This is a genomic window from Caballeronia sp. AZ1_KS37, from assembly GCF_023631165.1.
Taxonomy (GTDB): Bacteria; Pseudomonadota; Gammaproteobacteria; order Burkholderiales; family Burkholderiaceae; genus Caballeronia; species Caballeronia zhejiangensis.
Genome location: NZ_JALQDP010000031.1, coordinates 1 through 23,080 on the forward strand (window position 1 = coordinate 1; position 23,080 = coordinate 23,080).

At 65.2% G+C, this 23,080-nt stretch carries 18 protein-coding genes; 1 reads left to right on the top strand and 17 read right to left on the bottom strand.

The window, feature by feature from the left end; translation table 11 throughout:
* Nucleotides 1-618: 618 nt before the first annotated feature.
* From NCS00_RS18765 to NCS00_RS18790, 6 genes are all read right to left on the bottom strand, one after another.
* Nucleotides 619-1,899, bottom strand: a complete 1,281-nt coding sequence (locus NCS00_RS18765; protein WP_250440710.1) for a DUF445 domain-containing protein — start codon at nt 1,897-1,899, stop codon at nt 619-621.
* Nucleotides 1,900-1,910: 11 nt separating this feature from the next.
* Complete coding sequence (locus NCS00_RS18770; protein ID WP_250440711.1) at nt 1,911-2,330, bottom strand: ACT domain-containing protein; 420 nt, start codon at nt 2,328-2,330, stop codon at nt 1,911-1,913.
* Entirely contained in the window at nt 2,320-8,133 is a 5,814-nt protein-coding gene (gene uvrA / locus NCS00_RS18775) for an excinuclease ABC subunit UvrA (protein WP_250440712.1), read from the bottom strand. The genes NCS00_RS18770 and uvrA overlap by 11 nt, the downstream gene beginning before the upstream one ends.
* Nucleotides 8,134-8,310: 177 nt before the next feature.
* Nucleotides 8,311-9,201 carry an alpha/beta fold hydrolase gene (locus NCS00_RS18780; RefSeq protein ID WP_008352942.1) on the bottom strand — a complete coding sequence of 297 codons (891 nt, stop codon included), beginning with the start codon at nt 9,199-9,201 and terminating at the stop codon, nt 8,311-8,313.
* 63 nt (nt 9,202-9,264) lie between these two features.
* The gene (locus NCS00_RS18785; RefSeq protein ID WP_250436021.1) at nt 9,265-10,389 is read right to left on the bottom strand and encodes a succinylglutamate desuccinylase/aspartoacylase family protein; all 1,125 of its coding nucleotides are present in this window, start codon (nt 10,387-10,389) and stop codon (nt 9,265-9,267) included.
* 2 nt (nt 10,390-10,391) lie between these two features.
* Nucleotides 10,392-11,162 carry a transporter substrate-binding domain-containing protein gene (locus tag NCS00_RS18790; protein ID WP_008352936.1) on the bottom strand — a complete coding sequence of 257 codons (771 nt, stop codon included), beginning with the start codon at nt 11,160-11,162 and terminating at the stop codon, nt 10,392-10,394.
* 114 nt (nt 11,163-11,276) lie between these two features.
* On the opposite strand from NCS00_RS18790, the gene NCS00_RS18795 reads away from it, so the two are divergent.
* Nucleotides 11,277-12,200, top strand: coding sequence for a LysR family transcriptional regulator (locus NCS00_RS18795; RefSeq protein ID WP_250440713.1), 924 nt, complete (start codon nt 11,277-11,279; stop codon nt 12,198-12,200).
* Here the strand turns inward: NCS00_RS18795 and NCS00_RS18800 are convergent.
* The 11 genes from NCS00_RS18800 to NCS00_RS18850 all read right to left on the bottom strand — a co-directional run bounded on the left by NCS00_RS18800 (nt 12,185) and on the right by NCS00_RS18850 (nt 23,038).
* Entirely contained in the window at nt 12,185-12,688 is a 504-nt protein-coding gene (locus NCS00_RS18800; RefSeq protein WP_008352931.1) for a DUF6496 domain-containing protein, read from the bottom strand. The genes NCS00_RS18795 and NCS00_RS18800 overlap by 16 nt on opposite strands.
* A 73-nt stretch (nt 12,689-12,761) precedes the next feature.
* Entirely contained in the window at nt 12,762-14,573 is a 1,812-nt protein-coding gene (locus NCS00_RS18805) for a TadE/TadG family type IV pilus assembly protein (RefSeq protein ID WP_250440714.1), read from the bottom strand.
* The gene (locus NCS00_RS18810) at nt 14,549-15,295 is read right to left on the bottom strand and encodes a TadE/TadG family type IV pilus assembly protein (RefSeq protein ID WP_239294390.1); all 747 of its coding nucleotides are present in this window, start codon (nt 15,293-15,295) and stop codon (nt 14,549-14,551) included. Before NCS00_RS18810 ends, NCS00_RS18805 begins: the two co-directional genes overlap by 25 nt.
* Nucleotides 15,292-15,786, bottom strand: coding sequence for a TadE/TadG family type IV pilus assembly protein (locus tag NCS00_RS18815; RefSeq protein ID WP_008352927.1), 495 nt, complete (start codon nt 15,784-15,786; stop codon nt 15,292-15,294). The genes NCS00_RS18810 and NCS00_RS18815 overlap by 4 nt, the downstream gene beginning before the upstream one ends.
* Nucleotides 15,783-16,658: a tetratricopeptide repeat protein gene (locus NCS00_RS18820; RefSeq protein ID WP_250436025.1), complete on the bottom strand. Its 876-nt coding sequence runs from the start codon at nt 16,656-16,658 to the stop codon at nt 15,783-15,785. Before NCS00_RS18820 ends, NCS00_RS18815 begins: the two co-directional genes overlap by 4 nt.
* On the bottom strand, nt 16,655-17,620 hold the full coding sequence (locus NCS00_RS18825) for a type II secretion system F family protein (RefSeq protein WP_175979507.1): 966 nt from the start codon (nt 17,618-17,620) through the stop codon (nt 16,655-16,657). Before NCS00_RS18825 ends, NCS00_RS18820 begins: the two co-directional genes overlap by 4 nt.
* Nucleotides 17,617-18,591, bottom strand: a complete 975-nt coding sequence (locus NCS00_RS18830; protein WP_008352924.1) for a type II secretion system F family protein — start codon at nt 18,589-18,591, stop codon at nt 17,617-17,619. The genes NCS00_RS18825 and NCS00_RS18830 overlap by 4 nt, the downstream gene beginning before the upstream one ends.
* Nucleotides 18,588-20,012: a TadA family conjugal transfer-associated ATPase gene (locus NCS00_RS18835; RefSeq protein ID WP_250440715.1), complete on the bottom strand. Its 1,425-nt coding sequence runs from the start codon at nt 20,010-20,012 to the stop codon at nt 18,588-18,590. Before NCS00_RS18835 ends, NCS00_RS18830 begins: the two co-directional genes overlap by 4 nt.
* Nucleotides 20,012-21,232 (bottom strand): CpaE/TadZ family protein, encoded by a 1,221-nt coding sequence (locus NCS00_RS18840; RefSeq protein ID WP_008352922.1) that lies wholly within the window; start codon nt 21,230-21,232, stop codon nt 20,012-20,014. The genes NCS00_RS18835 and NCS00_RS18840 overlap by 1 nt, the downstream gene beginning before the upstream one ends.
* A 20-nt stretch (nt 21,233-21,252) precedes the next feature.
* Nucleotides 21,253-21,639: a CpaD family pilus assembly lipoprotein gene (locus NCS00_RS18845; protein WP_250440716.1), complete on the bottom strand. Its 387-nt coding sequence runs from the start codon at nt 21,637-21,639 to the stop codon at nt 21,253-21,255.
* Between the two features lie 10 nt (nt 21,640-21,649).
* Nucleotides 21,650-23,038, bottom strand: coding sequence for a type II and III secretion system protein family protein (locus NCS00_RS18850; RefSeq protein WP_409017617.1), 1,389 nt, complete (start codon nt 23,036-23,038; stop codon nt 21,650-21,652).
* Nucleotides 23,039-23,080 lie beyond the last annotated feature (42 nt).

Genomic DNA, 23,080 nt, shown 5'->3' on the forward strand with positions numbered 1-23,080 from the left:
GGACGCCAGATTCAATATACAAGTAACCAAAGAAAGCAGCTTCCGATACGCCCGCGGTCACACGCAATTTGGGTAGTCCTCTCGTCCATCGTGGGCTGCCTAAAGAGTGCCCTCATCACAATCACCGGGCTTGGCTCGCGCACGGTCTGACTAGCTAGTAGTTACAACGCGCGGGTCCAGCAATCATACATCCGGCACAGCGCTACGCGCTGCCGCCCGGTATGCGAGGGAAACCAAAGGGCGGCGATTGCAGTGAGATGGAGACGTTAGTAGAGAAGCACATGCATCCCCGATTGACCGGTCGGCCGCGAAGCGGGCTGGAGCTATTTGGTGCTGAACCAGTTTGGTGTGTGGTGCGATGACACAGACCGTGCGCGAGCCAAGCCCGATGGGGCCTATGAGGGCACTCTTTAGGCAGCCCACGATCGACGAGAGGACTACCCAAATTGCGTGTGACCGCGGGCGTATCAGGAGCTGCTTTCTTTGCTTACTTTCTTTGCAGCAGCAAAGAAAGTGAGTGCCGCCCCGCACAGGGGCAACGCTAATAGACCGACGCGAAAACGGGATCCGGCGAAACCCCGACCGGACCCAATCACGGGATCCAGCGAAGAAACAAAATCAACCAAGAACCACACTCACAGCGTGAATCAAAATCCCGACGGCGCCTCCCACAAGCGTCCCATTCACGCGAATGAACTGCAAATCCCGCCCAATATTAAGCTCAACATCCCTGACGAGCGTCGCATCGTCCCACTGCTTGACGGTGGCGGCAATATGCTTCGCGATGCCATCGCGCAACTCCGGCGCAAGCGCCTTCAAAGCATCGCGCATATGCTCGTTAATCGACTCGCGCAATGCCGGATCGCTGCCGAGCGCCTCGGCAAAACCGCCCGCCATCGCGACGACCTTCGCATGCAGCGCCGAATCCGGCCGCTTGATATCCGCATCGAGCCACGCGATGAACTCGTCCCACAGCCCGTTCACGTATGTCCGCAACTCGGGCCGCTCCAGCCACTCACGCTTGTGCTCGTCGATGCGCGCCTTGAACGCCGGATCCGTCTTCAACCGCTCGACAAACCGCTCCACGGCCGCATCGAAAGCCTTGCGACGTTCGTGCTCGGGATCGCTGCTTACATCGTGCAGCCATTGATTCGCGCCGCGCACGAGACCGGCCGCAAACTTGTTGCCAAGGTCTTCAGCATTCAGTCCGACGAATCCCAGCATACCGACGAGCTTCGGATACTCCTCGCCCGCCACCGCGACGATGCGCGTCGCGAGCATCTCCTGCACTTCGGGCTTGTCGAGCCACCCGGCCAGTTGCTTCAGGCCCTCATCGAGCAGCAACTGATGACGCCGGTCCGATGTCAGCGTCGACAGCACGCTTCCCGTCGCGCTCGCCAGATCGAACGACTCCGCGCGACGGCGCAGCGTCTCGTAGAGCATCGACTTCACGCGCTCGTCATCGACGAAAGACAGCAGTTGCCCGACCGCGCCCACGGCCTTCTTGCCGAGCAACTCGGCATTGGCAGGCTCGGCCAGCCACATCGACAGACGGCTCGCCGGATCGAACGCATTCACGCGCGCGACGAGCGCATCGGTGCCGAGAAAACGGTCGCGAACGAACACGGCCAGGTTGTCCGCGACGCGCGCCTTGTTCGCGGGCAGGATCGCGGTGTGCGGAATCGGCACGCCAAGCGGATGCCGAAACAGCGCGACGACCGCGAACCAGTCGGCGAGCGCGCCGACCATCGCGGCTTCCGCGAACGACGACACCCACGCCCACGCGCCCGCATCGTGCTGGCTTTTCGCGAGCGCGAACAAGGCGCCGGCCGCGACGAGCAGCCCGGCGGCGAACCATTTCATTCTTCTCAGCGCGACGGCTTTGTCCTGCGTTTCCATCTATGTCGGTTTCATGGTTTTGATGAGGCCGAAAGCTTACCAGCAGCGCGTTGCAAATCCCGAAGGACTTCGACGGCGCGTTCGCCCTCTTCTACCGGAACGAAGATGTGATCGTGATACGCCGCCGCAATCACATTGCAACTGATGTTCGCCTCGCCGAGCGCACGCGCGAACGCCGCCGTCAAGCCGACCGCGTTCAGATCCGAATGAACGGTCAGCGTGATCCAGGCCGCGCGAAAGAGCGGCGCGACGCCGGCCGCCTGCGCCGCGCATTCTTCCATCACGACCGTCAATCCCTCGCGCTCGCGGAACGTCGCGACGATGCCCGCGCCGCTCGCCACCGCATCGTGCGGCAGCGACGCGAACACGTACGCGCCCGGCTGCAGTTCGGGCTCCATCGACGCGATCAGCGTATCGAGATCACGCAGCATCTTCGGTCTCCCGTGTCCGCGCCAAAACCGGCCGCAGCGCAGCGCCGGTATGACTGCGCGGATGCGTCGCGAGCGTGTCCGGGTCCGCCGCCGCGACGATCGTGCCGCCATTCACGCCGCCTTCCGGGCCGAGATCGAGCACCCAGTCGGCTTCGGCGATCACATCGAGATCGTGTTCGATGACGATCACGCTATGCCCGCCATCCACCAGACGATGCAGCACGCGTATCAGCTTCGCGACGTCCGCCATGTGCAGGCCGACGGTCGGCTCATCGAGCACATAAAGCGTGTGCGGCGGCTTCTGGCCGCGCCGCGTGACGTCGTCGCGCACTTTCGACAGTTCGGTGACGAGCTTGATGCGCTGCGCCTCGCCGCCCGACAGCGTCGGCGACGGCTGGCCGAGCGTCAGATAGCCGAGGCCGACATCGCGCAGCAATTGCAGCGGATGCGCGATGCTCTGCATCGACGCGAAGAACTCGACGGCTTCGTCGATCTCCATCGTCAGCACTTCGCCGATGTTCTTGCCGCGCCATGTCACCGCGAGCGTTTCCGGATTGAAGCGCTGGCCGTGGCACACGTCGCACGGCACTTTGACATCGGGCAGGAAGCTCATCGCGATGGTCCGCACGCCCTGGCCTTCGCATGCCGGGCAACGGCCATCGCCCGTGTTGAACGAGAAACGCGACGGCGTGTAGCCGCGCGCGCGGGCCTCGAGCGTATCGGCGAAGAGCTTGCGGATCGTGTCCCACATGCCGATGTAGGTGGCCGGGCACGAACGCGGCGTCTTGCCGATCGGCGTCTGATCGACTTCGAGCACGCGATCGATAGCCTCGAAACCGGTTACGCCCGCGCAGCCCTGCCACGCATGCGCGACATCGAACGTCGGACGCGGCGCTTCGCGCGCGAGCACGCTGGCGCGCGACCCGGCAGCGGGCTTGTCCGCTTGCGCGGCCTTGCGCGCGCGCCGCACCGCAGGCGACGACAACACCGAACGGCCGACGGCATCGAGCAGGTTCGTCATCAGCACGTCGCGCGCGAGCGTCGATTTGCCCGAACCCGACACGCCCGTAATCGCGACGAGCCGATTCAGCGGCATCGTCGCCGTCACGTTGCGCAAGTTGTGCAGCGTCGCACCTTCGACCGTCAGCCATTGCTCCGGCACGGCGGCGCGCTTCGCGGTCGCCGCGCGCACTTCGCGGCGCGGCTGCAACGGATGCACGATCGGATTCGCGAGGAACTGGCCCGTGAGCGACGCCTTGTGCGCCGCGAGATCCGTCACGTTGCCCTGCGCGACGACCGTACCGCCGCGCTTGCCCGCGCCCGGCCCGATATCGATGATGTGATCCGCGCGGCGAATCGTGTCTTCGTCATGCTCGACGACGACGAGCGTATTGCCCTTGTCGTTCAGCTTCTTGAGCGCGGAGAGCAGGATCAGGTTGTCGCGCGGATGCAAACCGATGGTCGGTTCATCGAGCACGTAACACACGCCTTGCAGATTACTGCCGAGTTGCGCCGCGAGACGGATGCGCTGCGCTTCGCCGCCGGAAAGCGTCGGTGCGGCGCGATCGAGGCTCAAATAGCCGAGCCCGACTTCTTCGAGGAATTGCAAGCGCCCTTCGATTTCACTGACCACGTCACGCGCGATATCCGCATCGCGGCCCTTGAGCTTGAGCGATGCAATCCACTCGCGCGTATCGCTGACGGTCCATCGTCCGACTTCCGTGATCGGATAATTGCCGAACGTGACGGCGCGCGCAACATCGTTCAGACGCGTGCCTTCGCATTCCGGGCAGGGCTGATCCACGATATCGTCCGGTTCCTGATCGACCGAGCCGATGCTCTGCTCGCGTCCGCGATCGTCCTGCGCGAAGAGCGTGTCGTCGAACGCGGCGCGCTGTTCGCGCGTGAGCTTCACGCCCGTCCCGACGCATGTGTTGCACCAGCCGTGTTTGCTGTTGTACGAGAACATGCGCGGATCGAGCTCCGGATAACTCGTGCCGCAAACCGGGCACGCGCGCTTCGTCGAGAACACGCGCGTTTCTTCCTTGCCGCGACGCGCGCCGTCGTGCCACGACCCATGCAATTCATCGAGCGGCGCGCAAAGATGCATGACGCCCTTGCCGATTTCGAGCGTGTCGTCGAGCAAACGCCGCAGTTCCGCTTCGTTGTCCGCCGACACGACGAGATCCGCAACCGGCAATTCGATCGTATGTTCACGGAAGCGATCGAGCTTCGGCCACGGACTCACGGGCAGAAATTCGCCATCCACACGCAGATGCGTATTGCCGCGCGCCTTCGCCCATTTCGCGAGATCGGTATAGACGCCCTTGCGATTGACGACGAGCGGCGCGAGCAGTCCGACATGCTGCCCCTTGAAATCGCGCATGATCTGCGCGGCGATCGATTCGGAACTTTGCGACTGGACCGGCGTGCCATCGTGAATGCAATGCTGAATGCCGAGCTTCACGTACAGCAAGCGCAGGAAGTGCCAGACTTCGGATGTCGTCGCGACCGTCGATTTGCGTCCGCCGCGCGACAGGCGCTGTTCGATCGCGACGGTCGGCGGAATGCCATAGACGGCATCGACTTCCGGACGGCCCGCCGGCTGCACGATGGAGCGCGCATATGCGTTCAGCGATTCGAGGTAACGGCGCTGACCTTCGTGGAAAAGGATATCGAACGCGAGCGTCGACTTGCCCGAACCGGACACGCCCGTCACGACGTTGAACTTGTTATGCGGAATATCGACATCGAGCGACTTCAGATTGTGCTCGCGCGCGTTGACGATCCGCACCACGTTCTCGCCCTGCAACGCACGTCGCGCGCTCGCGACTTCCGCCGCGAGTTGCAGCGGCACGCCCGCGCGCTTTTGAGCCGCGCCGGGCGCCATCGCTTCTTCGTATTCGACCAGCGCGCGGCCCGTATGCGATTGTTCGCATGCCGAAACATCGTCCGGCGTGCCGACGCATACGAGCTGCCCGCCGCCATCGCCGCCTTCCGGACCGAGATCGATGATCCAGTCGGCCGCGCGAATCACATCGAGATTGTGTTCGATGACGATCAGCGAATGACCGCGTTCGAGCAGGCGCCGCAGTGCCTGCATCAGCTTCGCGATGTCGTCGAAATGCAGGCCCGTCGTCGGCTCGTCGAACATGAAGAGACGGCTTTCGCTCTTGCTGGTCTGCGACGTTTCCGCGAGAAAGCCCGCGAGCTTCAGACGCTGCGCCTCGCCGCCCGAAAGCGTCGGCACGGGCTGGCCGAGCTTCACGTATTCGAGACCGACATCGACGATCGGCTGCAGCACGCGCAGCACTTCCTTGTCGCCGGCGAACAGCGCGACGGCTTCGCTCACCGTCAGTTCGAGCACATCGGCGACGCTCAACTGACGATCGCCGCGCTCGATCTTCACTTCGAGGATTTCCGCGCGATAACGGCGTCCGTCGCAATCGGGGCAACGCAAGTAGACATCGCTCAGGAACTGCATCTCGACGTGCTCGAAGCCCGAGCCGCCGCACGTCGGGCAGCGTCCATCGCCCGAGTTGAAGCTGAACATGCTCGCGCTATAGCCGCGCTGCAACGCGAGCGGCGCCTTCGCATAGAGCTTGCGAATTTCGTCGAACGCGCCGACATAGCTCGCCGGATTCGAGCGCGCCGTGCGGCCGATCGGCGACTGATCGACGAACACGACGTCGCTCAAATGCTCCGCGCCCTTCAGGTCGCGATACGCGCCGGGCGCTTCCGTCGCCTTGCCGAAGTGACGCATCAGCGCGGGCGCGAGCACGTCCTGGATCAGCGTCGATTTGCCCGAGCCCGATACGCCCGTCACGCACACGAGACGTTGCAGCGGAATGTCGACCGTGACGTCGCGCAGGTTGTGATCGCTCGCGCCTTCGAGCGTGAGGCGCGGCGTGTTCGCATCGACGACGCGGCGATTCCAGTTCGACGCATGCGCGACATGCTTGCGGCCGCCGAGATACGCGCCGGTGAGTGTGTCGGTGACTTGAATGTCGTCGGGTGCGCCGTCATAGACGATCTGCCCGCCGCGCTCGCCCGGACCCGGTCCCATGTCGATGAGACGATCGGCCGCGAGCATCACCGACGGATCGTGCTCGACGACGACGAGCGTATTGCCCGCGTCGCGCAGACGATGCATCGCTTCGACGATGCGGTTCAGATCGCGCGGATGCAAACCGATGCTCGGTTCATCGAGCACGAACAGCGTGTTCACGAGCGACGTGCCGAGCGCGGTCGTCAGATTGATGCGCTGCACTTCGCCGCCGGACAGCGTGCGCGACTGGCGATCGAGCGTCAGATAACCGAGACCGACATCGCAGAGATATTTCAGGCGCGTGCGGACCTCGGCGTGCAAGAGCTTGAGCGCTTCGTCGAGCAAGGTCGATGGCAGCGTCAGCGAATCGAAGAAGCGGCGGATGCGCTCGATCGGCATCAGCATCAGATCGTGCACTGTGAGGCCCGGCAGCGCTTCGAGTTGCGCGCGCGTCCAGTCGACGCCTTCCGGCATGAAGCGATCTTGCGGCGCAAGCACTGCGTCGGCCTGTTCCTTCGTGCCGAGACGCCACAGCAGCGATTCGGTTTTCAGACGCGCGCCGGCGCACACCGGACACGTCGTATAGCTGCGATATTTCGACAGCAGCACGCGGATGTGCATCTTGTACGCCTTCGACTCCAGATAATCGAAGAAACGCTGCACGCCGTACCACTGGTTCTGCCACTTGCCCGTCCAGTCCGGCGAGCCCTTGATGACCCAGTCGCGCTCCTGCTGCGTGAGATCCTTCCACGGCACGCCGAGGCGAATGCCCGCCTTCGCGCCGTAGCGCACGAGATCGTCCTGGTTCTCTTTCCACGCGGGCGTCTGCAATGTCTTGATCGCGCCTTCGCGCAGCGTCTTCTTTTCATCGGGGATGACGAGACCGTAATCGACGCCGATCACGCGTCCGAAGCCGCGGCACGTCTCGCAAGCGCCATACGCGGAATTGAACGAGAACAGCGCCGGCTGCGGATCGGCGTAGCGCAGATCGCTTTCCGGGCTGTGCAGGCCGGTGGAAAAACGCCAGATCTCCGGCTCGCCTTCGTCTTTCAGCACATAGACGTCGACGCGGCCCGTGCCGCGCAGCAACGCGCTTTCGATCGCCTCCAGCGCACGCGAACGCTCGATGTTCTGCAAGCGAAAACGATCCGCGACGACATCGAGCATCTGCCGTTTGCCGCTTGCGGTTTCGACGTGGCGTTTCGCCTGCACGCGCGTATAGCCGCTCGCGGAGAGCCACTGCTCGACCTCCTCGTCGCTCGCGGTGTCGGGCAATTCGACCGGAAACGTGATCGCGAGACGCGGATCATCGGCCCGCGTGCGTTCGAGCAGTTCGGCGTAGATCGTCTCGGGCGTGTCGTGACGCACGCGATGCGACGTCTTCTTGTCGAAAAGTTCGGCGGCGCGCGCGTAGAAGAGCTTCAGATGATCGTTCAGTTCGGTCATCGTGCCGACGGTCGAACGCGAACTGCGCACCGGATTCGTCTGGTCGATGGCGATCGCGGGCGGCACGCCGTCCACGCGATCGACCTGCGGACGGTCCATCCGGTCGAGAAACTGGCGCGCGTACGCGCTGAAGGTTTCGACGTAGCGCCGCTGGCCTTCCGCGTAGAGCGTGTCGAACACGAGGCTCGACTTGCCGGAACCGGACGGGCCGGTCACGACCGTCATCTGGCCGGTGTGCAGGTCGAGATCGAGATTCTTGAGGTTGTGCTGACGTGCGCCGCGAATGCGGATTGCGTTATTCGATGCCAATTTTTCAACCGGTTCAATGAGTTAGGCGGCATCCTCGAAGTGTTCGACGAGGTCGCACGAGTGTTCGGAAGTGCGTGGCCGCCATAGCGATCAGTACTGTACACGCATACAGTGTTTGCCGCCAAACGTGTCGGAAGTGTCCGGTGACACTGCGCAAGGCGCTCGCCTGCTCGGCGATCACTTCAGATGTTCGATGACCGCATCCGCGACGGCATCCGGCGCCTCGCGCAGCGGAAAATGCCCGGCGCCATCGATAACGACGCGCCGATAGCCCGCCGTGAAGTAGCGCGCTTGGCCTTCCGAGCTCGCCGGTTCGTCGCAGGCGTCCGCGCCGCCTTGAATCATCAAGGCCGGTACGCCGATGCGATCGATCGTCGCAAGCCGCGCGTACAGATCGGCGAGCGCCGGATCGGACGGCTGATCGCTCCGCCAGCGCCGGCGATACGCGTTCAGCGTGATCGGCACCCAGTCGGGATTGTCGAATGCGCGCGCCGTCGCCGCGAATTCGGCTTCGTCGAACCAGCCGGGCGGCGACCATGTGTCCCACTGGATGCGCGCGAAGCCTTTGGGATCGGCGGCGACGGCGTCCGGGCCGCCGTCGAGCGACATGAACCATTGGTACCAGAAGCGCCGCGCCTGCGAGAAGTCGGGCAATTCGAAGACGCCGCGCGGCTGATACGCCAGCGCGAGCGCGGCCATGCGGCGCACGCGCTCGGGAAACAGCGTGGCGATCGTGTAGGCGGCGCGCGCGCCCCAGTCGTGGCCGACGACATCGAAGGTGGCGATGCCGAGCGCATCGGCGAGATCGACGGCGTCTCGCGCGAGCGCGACGCCCGAGCCGTCGCGCACGGCGTCGTCGCGCAGGAAACGCGTGCCGCCCGCCCCGCGCAACTCCGGCACGACGGTTCGATAGCCGGCGTCGTTGAGCCGCGCGGCCACGGCATTCCACGCGCGCGCCGCATCCGGCCATCCGTGGATCAGCAGCACGACGGGCGCGTCGGCGGGACCGGAATCGGCGTAAGAGATATCGAGCGTCAGCGTGCGCGCGTGGCGTGCGAAATCCAGCATGGCGAGACTCCTCGAAAGCGAGGAGTCATTCTAGCGAGCAGTGAAAACACGCGCTCGGCGCGCTCACGCCCCGATCAACACCCCGCTCCTGATCGCCTTCTCACCCGTTACGCGTCCCATCGGCGCGCCCGCGTACACGAAGCGGACCGCGCGTCGCATGTAGAACACGCCGTCGTTGGCCGTCGTGACGGTCGTCACCGAGTCGGTGACCGGATCGACGATATCGAACACCGGATCGCCCGCTTGCAGCCGCGCGCCCACTTTCGCGCGATACACGACGATCCCGCTCGCCGGCGCCGTCAGTTGCTGGCTGCCCGCGAGCGGCGTCGCGGCCTGCGCGAGCGGCGGCGCGTCCTTCGCCTCGCCTTCGATCACGCCGCGCGCGATCAGAAAATCGACGATGGCCTCCGCATCCTGCGACGCCGTGTCGTAATCGACATCGCGCTGGCCGCGATGCTCGATCGTCGCCGCAATGTTCGGCGCGCCGAGCGGCGTTGCATCGCCGAGGCGCTCGCGCAGCTCGTTCCACAAAAGCGCATGAACCTCGTCGAAAGATTGACCGCCCGAATCCGTCGCCAGCAGCACGCCGTTCGCGCCGAGATAGCGCGCGAGCGGCTCGATCGCGGGCCAGCTCGCGGGACTCGTGTAGATGTGCATCGTCGCTTCGAGCGAGCAATGCAGATCGAGCACGACATCCGCTTTCGACGCCAGCCCGAGCAGCGCAAGCCGCAGCGATTCGAACTCGTTCTTCGCGGTCGTTTCGCCGAGCATCTCGACGAGCGCGCCGCGCAGCAGACGCGCGTTGTGCGCGGCATCGCCGGACGATAAGCGCGCGCCCACGCGTTCGATCAGCGCGGCAGCGGACGGCATCGGAAAATCGCGGTTGAAGTTGTGGCCGCTGTTCGCCTCGAAGCGCCCGAGGAATTGCCCGAGCACATGCTGCGACAAGCCGATGGGATTCGCCACCGGCACCAGCACGATTTCGCCGCGCATGCGCCCTTCGGCTTCGAGCGCGGCGAGACGCTGCTTCAAGGTCCACGCGGTGAGCATGGCGGGGGTTTCGTCGGCGTGCAGCGACGCTTGCAGATAAACGCTTTCGCCGTTCGCGGCATCGCCGAAATGAAAGCTGACGAGTTCGCGCGACGTGCCGAGCGTCGTCGACACGAGCGGATGACGTTGAGTGTGCATGTTCAGTCGCCGTAGACGTCGAAATCGAAATACTTGCGCGCGATTCTTTGATACGTGCCGTCCGCGCGCATGTCGCCCACGGCCTTGTCGACCTGGGCCTTCAGCGCCGCATCCTCCTGCCGCAGACCCATGCCGACGCCGTGATCGCCCATCGACAGCGGCTCGCCGACGAACGCGAAACCCGCGCCGCGCGGCGTCTTCAGAAAGCCGTGCTCCGCTTCGACGGAGCCGAGCAGCGCGGCATCGATGCGTCCCGCGGTCAGATCGTTGAGCACGCCGTCCATGCTCTGATACGCGACCACTTCGACGCCGCCCGGCTGCCAGTTCTTCATCGCGTAGGTTTCGAACTGGCTGCCGCTCTGCACGCCGATGCGCTTGCCGCGCAAGCCCTGCGCGCTCGCCGTGAGCGGCGCGCCCTGCTTCGCGATCAGCCGCGAGCGGAACTGGAAGAGCTTGGTGGAGAAAGCGATCTGCTTCATGCGCTTGTCGGTGATCGCCATCGACGACATGATCCCGTCGATCTTGCGGGCCTGCAGCGCGGGAATCATCCCCGAGAACTCGAGTTCGACCCACTGGCAGCGCATCGCGATGCGGCGGCAGATTTCATCGCCGAGATCCACGTCGAAGCCCGCGACGTGGCCATCGGGCGTCTTCACGTCCATCGGCGGATAACCGGGATCGATGCCGAGGCGCAAGGTGTCGGCGTCTTTAGCGTGAACCGGCGCGGCGGCGGCGAGCGCGGCGGCGAGAAAAAGCGTGCTGAGTCTGAGCATGAACGCGGTGCCTCCTGATTGTGGCCACCGATGGTACGGGCCCAAAACGCTCGCAAAAAGAGGCGTTTTGCTTATCATGTTCAGTTTTTGAGATCACCGACGGAGACGCCGAACGTGGATCTGACTCTCACGCAGTTGCGCATGTTCGTCGCCGTCGCCGATGCGGGCAGCGTGCGCGCCGCCGCGCGCCGGCTCGACGTTGCGCAAAGCGGCATCACGCAGCAGTTGCAGAAGCTCGAAGCGATCGCGGGCGGGCCGCTCTTCGAACGCGACGTGCGCGGCGCGCGGCTCACGCCGATCGGCGAGCGCTTGCGTGTACGCGCCGACTTGATTCTGGGGGAATGCCGCAAGACGGAAGACGAGATGCGCCAGTTGCGCGGCGAACTGACGGGTCGCGTCGCGCTCGGACTCGCGGCCGAAGCGACCATGCGGCTTTTTCCCGCGCTGCTGGCGAGCTATCGGGAGCGCTGTCCGCGCATCGATGTGCATCTGACGAGCGCGACGTCGCGGATGCTGACTTCGTGGGTCCGCGACGGCAGCCTCGATTTCGCGCTCGCGCTCATCGCACCGGGCGCGGACATCCACGACATGGAAACGACGCCGCTCTTCGATTCCGACGTCGCGGTGATCGCGCGGCGCGGTCATCCGCTCGCACGTTCGCGCGCACTGGCCGACTTGCAGAACGCCGAATGGGTCAGCACACGCCAGCGCGGCGGCGGCGCGCCGGCCAACAAGCTATCGGCGCTCTTCGAGCACGCGAAGCTCGCGCCGCCGCGCATCGCCGCGACGACCGAAGCGGTCTTCGACACGCTGCATTGCCTTGCGTCGAGCGATTATCTCGGGCTCGAACCCGCGAGCCTCGCCGGACATCCGTTCTTTCGCGAGCACGTCGAGATCGTGCCGATCGCCGAACGTGCCGGGAAAACGCCCGTCTGCCTGCTGCGCCGCGCGGGCGTGCCGCTCACGCCCGCCGCGCAGGAACTCGCGACGATGGCCGTGTCGTACGCCCGGATGCTGCCGACTCAGCGCGATGCGTGACGCGCATGCGAGCCTTTGGACTTCGCGGCCGCGTTCCTGCGGCGCGTCGCCCAGCCCTTCTTCGCGGCTGCCGAGCGATCCGCCGCCGAGCGCCGGCTCGCGGCTGCATGCGTCTGCCGCGACAGCGACTTGTGCGAAGCGGCCTTGGTGCTTTCGCGCTTGAGCACGCGCGTGGACGTTGCCGAGCGCTTCGCCTTCGACTCCGTGCTCGGGCTCTTCTTCGTCCGATGCGCGGCCTTGGTGTCCTGCGCGGCCTTCTTGCGTGTCGCCTCGGACGCCGTGCCCTTCTTCGGCGGCTTCATCTTCACGCCTGAGCGACGCGCCTCGGACAAACCGATGGCGATGGCCTGCTTCGCCGATTTCGCGCCGTGCTTGCCCTCGCGAACGTGATCGATCTGCTCCTTCACGAATGCGCCGGCTTGCGTGCTCGGGGACTTGCCTTCGCGTTTGGCTTTCGCCGCGCGCTCGAGAGTTTTCTTTTCGGGCATGTCGGACCTCCTTGGTGAAGTGGACTTGCCCTGACGAAGCGAGCAACGTGCGTGCCCGCCTCGCCCGAAAACCTTACTGCGTAAGACGCAGCACGCCGAGATTGCCCGCGATCTGCTGGAAGATCTGATTGAGCGTCGTGTTGCTCGGCGCGTGATAGTAGTTGCCGGGGCTCGCGCAGTTCTGCATCGTCGTCTGCGCGCTCACGCTGGCCGTATCCGTTCCGTAAGTGCCGAACGTAATCGAATAGATGATGATGCCGTCCTGCTTCATCGCCGAGCACACCGCGAGCTGGTACGTATTGATGTCGTCGACGGAGCCCATCGAGCCGGGGCCTTTGGGGAACACCGTGCTCGACGTCAGATCCGCGCGGCCCACGCCCGACAATCCGTTGAATGCTTGCGGCGGCATGAAGCCCGTCGATCCGCCCGGATCGTTCTCGCCGTCCGTCAGCACGATGACCACGCGCTGCAAGCCCTGCGTCGTCTCCGGGCGCGGCAAGGACGTGTCGGTCGAAATGAAGCCGTTGCCCGCGCCCGCCACATTGTCCGACCACGACGACTTCAGCATGCGCCAGCCCCACAGGAGACCGGTCGGGATCAGCGTCGAGCCGGCCGCCTTCATGTTGGTGATGGCGGTCGTCAGATCGCTCTGGCTCTTCGTGAGAAAGAGCGCAGGCGCGATGTTGCACGGACCGTTGGTGCCGTAGTTGGTATTGCCGTTCTGATCGTAGGTCGTGGTTGAAGTCGAATTGCTGCTCGAATTGACGTACCACTGGTCGTAAATCGCGGGCGGCGTTGCGCCCGAGTATGTCGTACCGCACGAAGTCGTCACGCTGCCGCTCGTGAGATACGTGAGCGGCGCGCCGACCGTGACGGTCGGATTGCTGTTGATCGTGCAGGTGGTGATCTTGTTCTTCGTCGATTTGGTGTACGTGTAGACCGAGAAGCTGTTCTTCGGCACGTTCCAGAAGAAGGGCCTGAAGTTCGGCGACGACGCCGGCTCGTAGGCCTCCGCGCGCAGGTTGCCGCCCGCGTCGCGCGGCTCGACCGCGCAGCCGCCCCAGCCCGAACCCTTCCAGTTCTTGCTGGCGGTCATCGACATATGCTGGGCGTTGTAGTTGTCGAACAGCGGCGTGATCCACTTGCCGGTGGGCTGCAACGCATTCTTCACGTTGACCATCGTCGTGAACGGCACGAGGCCGACATACGAATCGGTCGTGGACGACTGGAAGATGCTGGTGACGAGATTCTGCGCGGCCGCGCGCAAGCCCGTGATCTTCGTGCCCGCCGTGTAGTCCTTGGTGTTCGCGTAGTCGGACATCGAGCCGGTATTGTCGAGCACCATCACCAGTTCGAGCGTGCTCTTGGGCAGGCGCAGCGCCGCGTTGCTCGCGCTGACGGTCGCCGTGTCGGGATTGGTCTGGTTGTTGCCGCTGTCGGAACCCGTGTCCGTTTTGGCCTTGCCGAAGAAGACCGGCGCGAGCAGCGGCATCGAGCCGGATGCCGAGAGCTTGATGGTCTGCCCCGTCGCGGGCGCGCCCGTCACCGACGCCGAGAAATTCGCGTTGGGCATGTTCAGCGACAGATAGCCGGACGGCATGTTGACGTCGAAGAACGCGCGCGCGTCGGTCTTCCAGTTGGCGAGATCGGCGGGCTTGGTGGTGTCGTAGTGCGCGAGATCCGCGCCCGCCGAGAGCGTCGCGACGTCGAGCGCCATCTGCATGCGCGCCTGCGTCATTTCGTAGTGGATCGAGTCGATGGCCATGCACATCGAGCCGATCATCATGCTCGCGCAGATCGCGAACATCATCGTGACGGCGCCCTCGTCGCCGCACACCAGATTGCGCGCGCTGCGCGCGCTCAGAGGGCCGTGCTGCTTTCGCATTGCGATGTCGACAAGGTCGAGGATGGGTTCGAGAGCGCCAGCACCTGCCCGTTGCGCGGACGAACGAAGACACGCTCGTAGATCGTCGTCTCGCCCGGTGCGCTGCGCCAGAACGGCGCGGTCATCGAGAACGGCGTGTAACGGTAGAAGACTTCGATCGCCACCGCCGAATCGCCGTAGCGGAACGGCCAGTTGCTCGGCACGACCTTCGTCGCCGTGACGCTCGACGTCATGCCCGTCGGCTGCCATTTCGGCTTCGCGCTCCACATGATCGCCGGCGTGCCCTTGGTCTGCGCGAGCGTTCCGCCCATCTGCGTGCAATTGCAGTTCACATTCTGGTCGCAGATCGCCGTGATGATGACGCCGCCCTTGCTGTCGAGCGTGTTCGGCTGCGCGAGCGTGACCGCCGCCGCCCATATCGACGTGAGGCTGTTCGCGTTGGTCGCGTTGTTCTTGTCCGACGTGTCGTCGATGACGTTGCTCATCTGGCCGATCGAATCCGCGAGCGTGAACGCCGTATGCTCGACGAGACTCACGGCGCGCATGTACAGATACAGCTCGGTGAAGCCGAGCAGGATCAGCAGCATCACGGGCACGACGATCACGAATTCGATCGTCACGGCGCCGCGCTCCGAGCGCATGAGCCGTTTCGACACCGAGCGCGCGCGTCGCGTGACGGCCGCCGCGAACAGGGATCGCATCGTTGCGCTGACGGGCTTCATTTTTCGTTCTGCACGAGATAGTTGCGTTGGAAGGTCATCGAGTTGATGCCGAAGAGCTTCGGAATGCCCGAGAAGGTCGGCATCGTCACCGTGATCTGGTAGAGCACGACATCGCCGAAGCCGCCCATCGTGTCCTCGTAGTTGCCTGCGGAAATATCGTTGTACGAGTCGTACGCGTAGGTCTTGATATCGACGGTGCCGTTGATGTTCTTCCAGCCGCCGAGAATGTTGTTGACGATGCGCGCCGCCTCCTGGCTGCGCGTGCCGCTCGACGGATCGGTCGTCGTGAGCCCCGCGCGCGAGGCCTGCTGCGCCGCGTATTGCACGGAGGCGTCGACGATCATGTCGAGCGCGACTTCGACCGTGCCGAGAATCAGGATGAACAGCACCGGCGCGACGATCGCGAACTCGATCGCCGATACGCCGCGCTCGTCGCGCGCGATGCGCTTCCAGAAGCGGCGGTTTCCGAGCGACCGCGCGCGCAAGATCATTTCACGCTCGCCGTCTGGACCTTGGGCGTCGCGATCGCGGAGACGGCGACGCTCTTCGACGGCTGCGCGCTCGTCTGTCCGTCGCGCTCGCGCTGCAGTTCGTAGTAACGCAGGTTGTCGCGCACCGACGCCTTCGGCAGATCGCGCGACAGGATCGCGGCGGCGGCTTCATCGTTGCCGAGCAGGCCGTACGCGAGCGCGAGATTCTGGCGCGCTTGCGGCGGCGCGGCGGGAAAGCGCGTCACGTCGAGCAGCACGTTCGCGCCCTGACGCGGATCGCCCGACAGCGTGAGCGAAAGACCGAGATTCAGCGACAGCATCGGATCGCCCGGATTCGCGATCAGCGCTTCGCGCAGCAGCGCTTGCGCGTGCGCGTGATCGCCGGAGAGATCGAGCGCCGCGCCGAGGCCCGCGCAGGCGAGCGGATCGTTCGGCGTGATCGCGAGCACGCGATGATACGTCGCGATGGCGTCGGCGAAACGTCGTTGATGAATCGCCACGCGCGCGATGCCGATGAGCGGCGGCGTCGCCTTCGGATCGATCTGGCTCGCGCGCTGATAGTAGACGCCCGCGCGCGTGAAATCGCCGACGCCGTACAGCGTGTTGCCGAGACCCGTCAGGCCGGGCACGGACTTCGGATCGGCCTGCACGATCTTCTCGTACAGCGAAGTCGCGAGCTCGAAGTTGTTCGATTCGAGCGCCGTGTCGGCGATGCGCAGTTCGCTCATCGTGCTCGGCGCGGAGTTGCGCAGCACGGGGCGCGTTTCGGTCGCCTGGCGCACGGTGGTCGTGCAGCCGGTGGCGGCCAGCACGAGTGCGAGCATGGAGGCGAGTGCCGCGATACGCGCGGTGCGTTGGAAGGATGGCTTCATTTATTTCCCGCGATGAACGCAAGCAACTGAATGACGGCAGGGCCCGCCGCGATCGAGATGATGGCGGGCAGAATGAACAGCATCATCGGCACGACCATCTTCGGCGCGAGCTTCGCGGCCTTCTCTTCGAGCGAGACGATATGCGCGAGACGCTCGGTGCGCGACAGCGTGCGCAGCGCCTGCGTGATGGGCGTGCCGTAGCGCATCGACTGCGTGAGCGTCGAGATGAGCGCGCGAATCGACGGCAGATCGATGCGCTCGGCGAGATTGTTGAGCGCGCGCGTGCTGTCGCCGGATAGCTTGAGCTCGTCGGCGGCGAGCGCGAATTCGTCGGAGAGCGGCGGGCAGATCGTCTTCAGCTCGTTGGCCACGCGCCGGATCGACACGCCCAGGCTGTTGCCCGCGTTCGTGCAAATGACGAGCAGATCGAGCGCATCGGGCAGGCAGCCGGCCATCATCTTGCGGCGGCGCGACGCCCGGAACGCGACAACGTACTCCGGCAGGATCATGCCGACGATGAACACCATCAGCATCGCGATGCCGCGTGCGGCCGGATACGCGCCGACCATCGGAATGCGCGAGCCGAGCATCACGGTGGCCGCCGCGCAGGCGAGCCCGCAGAAGAATTTCACCGCGAGCAGGATCGACACCGCGAGGTTGCTGCGATAGCCGCTGCGCACCATTTCCTTCTGCAGCTTGAGCCGATATTTCGCATCGAAGAACGGGATCTTGTCGCCGATGCGCGCGAGCCGGCGCATCACGCGCTCGCCGCGCGTCATGGTATCGCCGTCGTCGTCCGTCGCGACGTTGTCGGAGCGGTGCGTGGCCGCGGCCATGCGCGCGCGCTCCGCGATGCGCCCGCGCGTGCCGCCGTGCTTGGTCATCCACCAGATGGCGAGCGCGGCGAACAGGCCGAACAGCATCAGCAGATTGATGAGCGTTTCGAACTGGTTCTGGTTCATCGCGAGGTATCGAGTTTCGACATCTTGCCGATCACGATCAGGCCCACGACGATGGAAATCACGCCGAACGTGAGCACGTTGTTACCCGAATCGGTGTTGAACAGCACCATCAGATAGTCGCGGTTGAGCGCGTACATCGATCCCATGATGACAACCGGAATCGCCGCGAGAATCTTCGTCGTGATGCGCGCCTCGCCCGTCAGCGCCTTGGTTTTCTGGCGAATCTCGCGGCGCGTGCGAACGATGCCCGACAGGTTTTCCAATGTCTCGCCGAGCTGGCCGCCGGTTTCGCGCTGCAGCAGCAGACATACGCAGAAGAACGAAAAATCCGCGATCTCGATGCGCCGCATCGCCACCGCGAGCACTTCTTCCAGATCGAGTCCGACCTGCAGCGAATCGGCCATCAATTGGAACTCGCTCTTGAGCGGCTCGCGGCATTCGCTCGCCGCGCTGCCGATCACCTGCGTCACGGGCACGCCCGCACGCACCGCGCGCACGATCATGTCGATGACATCGGGGAAGCCGTCGAGAAAGCGCTTGCGAAAACGCTCGACGAGAAAGCGGTACGACTGGGTCAGCGCGAGCGCCGGCAGGCCGATCGACACGAGCGGCGGCAGAAAATCCGGCATCGGCGCGAAACGGTTGACGATGACGGCGACGAGCTCGCCCGCGAGCGTCGCGACGATCACGATACGAAGGCCGTTCGCGCCCGCGACCGTGCGCAGGCGCGCGAGGCGCGGCCCGGTCCAGCGCGTGAAAGCGTTCTCGTGGCGATTGACGTGGAAGATGTCGAGATCGTGCTTGCTGGCCTTCGCCACGTTCGCGCCGCGCCCGGCGAACGATGTCTGCATGCGTTGGCGGATGCGCGACGGCGGCTGATTGTTGCGCATGTCCTGCACGATGACGACCATCACGCCGAGCAGCATCACGCAGACGAACGAAGCGACGGTGATGAGATTGACGAGGTTCATGGCTTCATCGCTTCCAGAAGCGCATCTTCGAGGCCGTAGTACGCGGCGCGCTGCGCGAAGGCCGGACGCACGGCGGCGGTTTCGAAGACGCCCTTCACTTCTTCGCTGTAGGCGCTCGCGTCGTAGCGGAACGTGAACAGATCCTGGGTGATGATGACGTCGCCTTCCATGCCGACGAGCTCGGTGATGCGCGTCACGCGCCGCATGCCGTCGCGCATGCGCTCGATCTGCACGATGAAATGCACGGCGCTCGCAATCTGACGGCGGATCGACAAGAGCGGCAGGTTGCCGTTCGCCATCATCACCATCGATTCGAGACGCGTGATGCCGTCGCGCGGCGTGTTCGCGTGGATCGTGGTCATCGAACCGTCGTGGCCGGTATTCATCGCCTGCAGCACGTCGAACGCTTCGGGGCCGCGCGTTTCGCCGAGGATGATGCGGTCCGGGCGCATCCGCAGCGCATTGCGCACGAGATCGCGCTGCGTCACGGCGCCGAGACCTTCGGCATTCTCCGGCCGCGTCTCCAGACTCACGACGTGCGGCTGCACGAGTTGCAGTTCGGCCGCATCCTCGATCGTCACCGTGCGCTCGCCGTGGCCGATGAAATGAGACAGCGCGTTGAGCAGCGTCGTCTTGCCCGACCCGGTGCCGCCCGACACGATGATGTTGAGGCGGCATGTGCTCGCGAGCTTGAGCACGGTCGCCATTTGCGCGGACAGGTTGCCCTGCGTCGCCATGCGATGCAGCGTGATGTTGCGCTTCGAGAACTTGCGGATGGAGATCGACGCGCCGTGGATCGCGAGCGGCGGCAGCACGACGTTTACCCGGCTGCCGTCGGCGAGACGCGCATCGACCATCGGACTGCTTTCGTCGACACGACGTCCGACGCCCGCCGCGATGCGCTGCGCGACGTTGACGACGTGCGCGTTGTCGCGGAACTTGCAGTTGGTCAGTTCGAGCCGGCCGTGCCGCTCGACCCAGACCTGATCGGGACCGTTGACGAGCACGTCGGTGATGGTTTCATCGGCGAGCAAGGGTTCGATCGGGCCGAGACCGAACATGTCGTTCAGCAGCTCGCCGACGATCTGCACCTGCTCCGCGATCGTGACGTTCAGGCGCTCGCGCTCCGCGACATCGAGCACCAGCGTTTCGACCGCGGGCTTCATCTGCTCGCGCGTCTTGCCGACGGCCGCCGACGGATTCATCGCCGCGAAGACGCCCGCGCGGATCGTCTTGAAGAGATCGGAGCGCACGAGCGCTTCGTTGCCGTCCGGCTGCTGCGAGCGCACGGGCGTAGGCGCGGGCGCGGCGGCCTGCTTCTCGACGAGCGAAAGCGGCGGCGCCTCACCTTGCGGCTGTCCGTTCGCGCCGTCGCGGGAATCGGACGGCGGCTCCGCGCGCACCTGCTTTTGCCCGAACATCACGCCCTCCGGAGCTTGAACTTGCTCAGGAACGAGCGCTCGACCGTCGCGTGCTGGCCGGTGAGGTCATTGGCGATGCGCGCGATAGTCTGCGTGAAGCCGTTCTGCGCGCGCTCGACCGGCGCTTCGCCAAGGTTCTCGGCGGTCGCGAGCGCTTTCGGCTCGAACTGCACTTCGTGCAGCACGGTGCGGCCGATCGCCGTCATGAAATCCGTTTGCTGCACCTTCCCTGCGGCCGCCGCGTTCGGATTGTTGAGCACCACGGAAGTCGGCGGATTGTTGTCGCGATCCTCGATGTAGCGCAGCATGCGGATCGTCTCGCGCGTCGCATGCACCGAGCGGTCCGCGACGAGATACACGCGCGACGCGTGATCGAAGGCTTCGGCGGCGAGCGGGCCGTTCGGATCGCCGATATCGAGAATCACGTAGTGGAAGCTGTCGCACAGAAGCTCGACGACGCGGCGCAGCGCGCCCGGCTCGAACTGCTTCGTCGTGCCGTAGTCGATATCCGCCGACAGGATGAACAGGCGGCTGCCGTTCGAGACCAGCGTGCGTTCGACATATTGCGGATCGAGACGATGCACGTTCTGCAGCACGTCGACGAGGCCGTTGTTGCTCTGCGTGCCGAGCATGCTGTTGGCGGCGCCGCCGCACATCTTCAGGTCCACGTACGCCACGCGGCGATGCGTGTCCTCGGCGAGATAACGCGCGAGATTGAGCGCGAGCGTCGTCACGCCGACGCCGCCGCGCGCGCCCGCGAACGCGATGGTCTTGCCGGCGCGCGCGAGCGTCACCGGGCTCACCTTGCCCTCGGAGACGTTGACGGTGCGCTTGAGCAGCTCGACCGTCAGCGGCTTGACGAGATAGTCGCGCACGCCGATCTTGAGCAGGCTGCGGAACAGGCCGACGTCGTTGCGCTCCCCGATCGCGACCACCTGCACCGAGGGCTCGCACACTTCCGCGAGACGGCCGAGGTCGGAGAGCGGCATCACCGATCCTTCCAGATCGACGAGCAGAAAGAGCGGCGATCGCTCGATCTTCGACAGATGCGCGATGGCGTCGTCCACGTTGCCGACGGCGATGTGAACGTGCGGCATCGCCTGTTCGAGCACGAAGCTCTTCAGGACCTGCTCGGTCTTGCGGTCCGCCACGAACGCGATGAAGTCGGCGATCCGGACGCCCTGCTTGCCTTTGAAGAAGCTGATCTCGGTGGTGCTCATGTTCTCGGTCCGTGAAGGCGCTAGTTCGAATCGCGCGTCGACGACTTGTCGAGCTGGAGGACGTGGCCGGTTTCGTAGCGGCGCATCGCGCTGGCGGCGGTCGCGCCGTCGGCGGGGCCGAGCGGCTGCGGCGCGACGATATCGGCCGGACGCGCGAGCTGCGCCGCGAGATTCGTGTAGGTCGCGCAGCCCCATTGCATCGACGGGCGCTGCCTGCCGGCATCGGAGAGAACGGGCGGGCGCGAGAGCGCCGCGCAATCGGGCGGCACGGCGCCGGTGCCGTCATAGCCGATCACCGATTCGTTGGGCATGTTGCGCGGCGGGTGGAAACACCCGGACAGGCCGCACGCGAGCGCGAGCAGCACGGCGAGGGTCGAGACGCGGGTCGGGCGAAGTGCGAGTTTCATGGCTGGGCGCTCAGTAGACGTAGCCCGCCGCGCCGACGAGACGCGGTTCGGATGCGGACGGCTGCGCGCCCGCCTTGCGCTGGAAGCTGTATTCGACGTCGCTCGAAGGCGAGATCAGCGAATCGAGCGGCGAACGCAGCTTCGCGGGATCGGTCGGCTCGACGAGATACGGCGTCACCATGATGACCAGCTCGGTCTTGTTGTTCTGGTAATTCGACGACGAGAACAGCTTGCCGAGCACCGGAATCGAGCCGATGCCGGGAATCTGCGAAACGATGTCGGTGGTATTGCTCTGCAACAGCCCGCCGATCGCGAAGCTCTGGCCGCTCGCCAGCTCGACGGTCGTATCGGCGCGGCGCACCGAGAGGCCCGGCACGGTCACGCCGCCGGTCGTCACGCTCGCGGTCGAATCGATCTGGCTCACTTCCGGGCGCACCTTCAGGCTGATGCGGCGTTCGTTGAGCACGGTCGGCGTGAAGTCGAGCTTGACGCCGAACTGCTTGAATTCGACCGAGATCGCGCCGTTGGTCTGCGAGACGGGAATCGGAAACTCGCCGCCCGCGAGGAAGCTCGCGGTCTGGCCGGACATCGCGACGAGATTCGGCTCGGCGAGCACGGTGAGCAGGCCTTCCTGATTCAGTGCGTCGATGAGCGCGCGAATGTCCGTATTGCCCGCCTTGAAGCCCGCGAGAACGGAGAACGCGTTGTTGGACGGCAGGTTGATCGGATACACGACGCCGCCGTTCGAACCGACGATCGGCTGGCTCAGATTCTGGATCGCGCGGCCCGCGAAGAGCCCGCCGAGCCAGTTGCCCGAATTGCCGAGCGCCTGCCAGTTGATGCCGAGCTGCTGCGTCACGTTGCGGTCCACTTCCGTGATGCGCACGCGCAACTGCACCTGCAGCGGACGGTCCACCGTCAGGCGGTTGATGAGCACTTCCTTGTCGGCGAGAAACGGCGTCAGCGCCTGCACGATCGCATCGGCATCGCTGGAAGTCGGCACCTGGCCGGAGACGAGCAGCGAGCCCTGGCCCGAGCTCGTCTGCAGGTTCAGGTTCGGAAAGCGCGCGGCGAGCATGTTGCGCACCGAGAGCATGTCGCGCGCGACGACCACGGTGCGCTGAAGCAGCGTCTTGTTGCCCGGCCCGAGCACATACAAGGTCGTCGTGCCGTTCTTCTTGCCGAGCACGAACACGGTCTTGGGCGAAGGCACATGCACGTCCGCGATCGACGGGTCGGCCACGAACACCGAAGTCGCATCCTCGGGCAGGCGCAGCATCGTGCCCTTGCCCGCGTCGAGCGTAAGCGGGCCGAGCGTGACGGCGGCGTCCGCCGGCGCGGCGAGCGCGGTCCGCGCAGACGCCGCGGCGCGCACGCGAGTCTGCTGCGCGAGCTGCATGGCGGGCGCGGCGTCATCGCCGGGCTTCGTGGACATGACCGG